General features: G+C 61.0%; 3 protein-coding genes and 1 pseudogene. All 4 read left to right on the top strand.

What is annotated here, in order from left to right; genetic code table 11:
* Nucleotides 1-321, top strand: a pseudogene (locus NDI87_RS17325) (DNA-3-methyladenine glycosylase 2 family protein); the annotation flags it as partial.
* Nucleotides 322-439: 118 nt separating this feature from the next.
* Nucleotides 440-1,417 (top strand): acetyl-CoA carboxylase carboxyltransferase subunit alpha, encoded by a 978-nt coding sequence (locus tag NDI87_RS17320; protein WP_296276839.1) that lies wholly within the window; start codon nt 440-442, stop codon nt 1,415-1,417.
* 15 nt (nt 1,418-1,432) lie between these two features.
* The gene (gene tilS, locus NDI87_RS17315; RefSeq protein ID WP_296276837.1) at nt 1,433-2,383 is read left to right on the top strand and encodes a tRNA lysidine(34) synthetase TilS; all 951 of its coding nucleotides are present in this window, start codon (nt 1,433-1,435) and stop codon (nt 2,381-2,383) included.
* A 25-nt stretch (nt 2,384-2,408) separates the two neighbouring features.
* A partial coding sequence (locus tag NDI87_RS17310; RefSeq protein ID WP_296276834.1) for an aspartate kinase occupies nt 2,409-3,160 on the top strand: 752 nt, incomplete at its 3' end.

Here is a 3,160-nt window from a genome sequence, read left to right as displayed (position 1 = left end):
TCGCTGCACTTTGACAGTGGCAAAGTGCATGTGGAGGATTGGACGGCGATGGACGACGAGGCCATCATCGACGAACTGGTGGCCATTCGTGGCATTGGCCGCTGGACCGCCGAGATGTTCCTGATTTTTCATTTGATGCGCCCCAATGTGCTGCCGCTCGACGATGTGGGGTTGATCAACGGCATCAGCAAAAGCTATTTTTCAGGCGAAGTGGTGAGCCGCAGCGATGCGCGCGAGGTGGCGCTGGCTTGGGCGCCTTACCGCACCGTGGCAACTTGGTATATTTGGCGCTCGTTGGATCCGGTGCCGGTTGAATATTGAAACCTTGCGGGTCAGATCAAGAATTGCGAAGCAATTTTGCTCTGACCCCAACTGATCGTCGGATGTTGGATGTTGACCTGGCGAGTCAGATTTTTTGAATTGATGAGATGGAGTTGTTATGGCTAAAAAAACCTTCCTCGATTTCGAGAGCCCGATTGCCGAGCTGGAAAACAAGATTGAAGAATTGCGCTATGTGCAGACCGAGTCGGCGGTCGATATCTCGGCTGAAATCACCCAGTTGGCCAAGAAAAGCCAGCAGCTCACCAAAGACATATACAGTGACTTGACGCCCTGGCAAATCACCAAGATTGCGCGCCACGCCGAGCGCCCCTACACCATGGACTATGTGAACGAACTGTTCACCCATTTTGTCGAACTGCACGGCGACCGCCACTTTGCCGACGACCTTAGCATCGTCGGCGGCCTGGCCCGTTTCAACGGCACGCCGTGCATGGTGCTGGGGCAGCAAAAAGGCCGCGACACGCGCGAGCGCGCCTCCCGCAACTTTGGCATGTGCAAGCCCGAGGGCTACCGCAAGGCCCTGCGGCTGATGAAAACCGCTGAAAAGTTCAAGCTGCCGGTGTTCACCTTTGTCGACACACCCGGCGCCTATCCCGGCATTGACGCCGAGGAGCGCGGCCAGTCCGAGGCCATTGGCCGCAATATTTTTGAGATGGCGCAGCTTGAGGTGCCCATCATCACCACCATCATTGGCGAGGGCGGTTCGGGCGGCGCGCTGGCGATCTCGATTGGCGACCAGGTGCTGATGCTGCAGTATTCGGTTTACTCGGTGATCAGCCCCGAGGGCTGCGCTTCCATCTTGTGGAAAACCTCCGAAAAGGCCCAGGAAGCTGCGGACGCGCTGGGCATTACCGCGCACCGCCTGAAAGCGCTGGGTGTGATCGACAAAATCGTCAACGAACCGGTTGGCGGCGCACACCGCGATCCCAAGCAAATGGCCGCGTTCCTCAAGCGCGCCTTGACCGACGCCTTCCGCCAGGTCAGTGACCTCAAGGTGAAAGATTTGCTCGATCGGCGCTATGAGCGGCTGCAAAGCTATGGCCGATTCACCGATACCAAAATCACAGGCAAGTAAGCTGGCCCGGATGCCATGACGCGCTCATTCGGGCAGGCCATGGCTGCTTTCGAGCCGGCTTTGCCACTGGCCGTGGCTTTCAGCGGCGGCGCAGATTCCACGGCCTTGCTGCTGGCCTGTGCGCGCAAATGGCCGCAGCAGGTCATCGCCGTGCATGTGCACCACGGCTTGCAGGCCGCCGGTGACGATTTCGAGCGCCATTGCCAGGCCGTTTGTACCGATCTGCGGGTGCCGCTGATGGTGCAAAAAGTCGATGCCCGCCACGCCCCCGGGCAAAGCCCGGAAGCAGCGGCGCGCCACGCCCGCTATAACGCCATTGCCGCGCTGGCACTGGCACAGCCCGGGCCAGCCGCCATTCAAACCATCGCCATCGCCCAGCACGCCGACGATCAGGTTGAAACCCTGCTTTTGGCCCTGAGTCGGGGTGCGGGCCTGCCGGGCCTCAGCGCCATGGCCGCGCAGTGGCAGCGTGGCGGCCTGACGTATTGCCGCCCGTTGCTGCAGGTCAGCAGCTCAGGCGTTCGGGACTGGCTCAAAGCGCAGGGCGCAACGTTCATTGAAGACCCCAGCAATGTCGATGAGCGCTTTACCCGCAACCGCATTCGCGCCCGTCTGTTGCCCGCGTTGCAGGCTTGTTTCCCGCAGTTCCGCGACACCTTTGCCCGCAGCAGCCGGCATGCCGCGCAGGCGCAGGCCGTGCTGCAGGAAGTGGCGGTTGACGACCTGGCGCGCATCGGCGTGCCGCCCGAGATCAAGGCATTACAGAGCCTGAGCCAGCCCCGGCAGGCCAATCTGCTGCGGCACTGGCTGTTAAGTGTGCATCAAGCGACGCCTACAAGCGCTCAATTGGAAGAATTATTGGACCAGCTTGCGGCTTGCCGCACCCGGGGGCATCAGTTGCACATGAAGGTGGGGCAGGGCTTTTGTGTCAGGCGAGGCAAAGTCCTCGATTGGTACAATCCCTAACCTCTGCAACCCTCTTCAAACCTTCATGTCCTTGATTGTTCACAAATACGGCGGCACTTCAATGGGCTCTACCGAGCGCATCAGCAATGTCGCCAAACGCGTTGCCAAATGGGCGCGCGCCGGCCACCAGATGGTGGTGGTGCCCAGCGCCATGAGCGGCGAAACCAACCGCCTGCTGGCCCTGGCCAAAGAGCTGGCGCCGTCCACATTGACCGACTCCTACAGCCGTGAGCTCGACATGCTGGCCGCCACCGGCGAGCAGGCATCGAGCGCCTTGCTGGCCATTGCGCTGCAAGCCCAGGGCCTGGAGGCGGTGAGTTACGCCGGTTGGCAGGTGCCCATTCGCACCAACAGCGCCTACACCAAGGCCCGCATCGAATCGATTGACGATCAAAAAGTACGCGCCGACCTGGAAGCTGGCCGGGTCGTGATCGTCACCGGCTTTCAGGGGCTGGACGAGCAGGGCAACATCACCACGCTGGGCCGCGGTGGCTCCGACACCTCGGCGGTGGCCGTGGCAGCCGCCATGAAAGCTGACGAATGCCTGATCTACACCGATGTCGACGGCGTCTACACCACCGACCCGCGTGTGGTACCCGAGGCGCGCCGCCTGCACACCGTCAGCTTCGAGGAGATGCTGGAGATGGCCTCCATGGGCTCCAAGGTGCTGCAAATCCGCTCGGTGGAGTTTGCCGGCAAATACAAGGTCAAACTGCGTGTGCTGTCCAGCTTCACGCCGTGGGACATCGATATCAATGAAGAAGCCAAATCTGGCAC

The organism is Rhodoferax sp. (genome assembly GCF_023701345.1).
GTDB lineage: Bacteria > Pseudomonadota > Gammaproteobacteria > Burkholderiales > Burkholderiaceae_C > Rhodoferax.
This window is presented reverse-complemented; position numbering and strand designations above follow the sequence as displayed.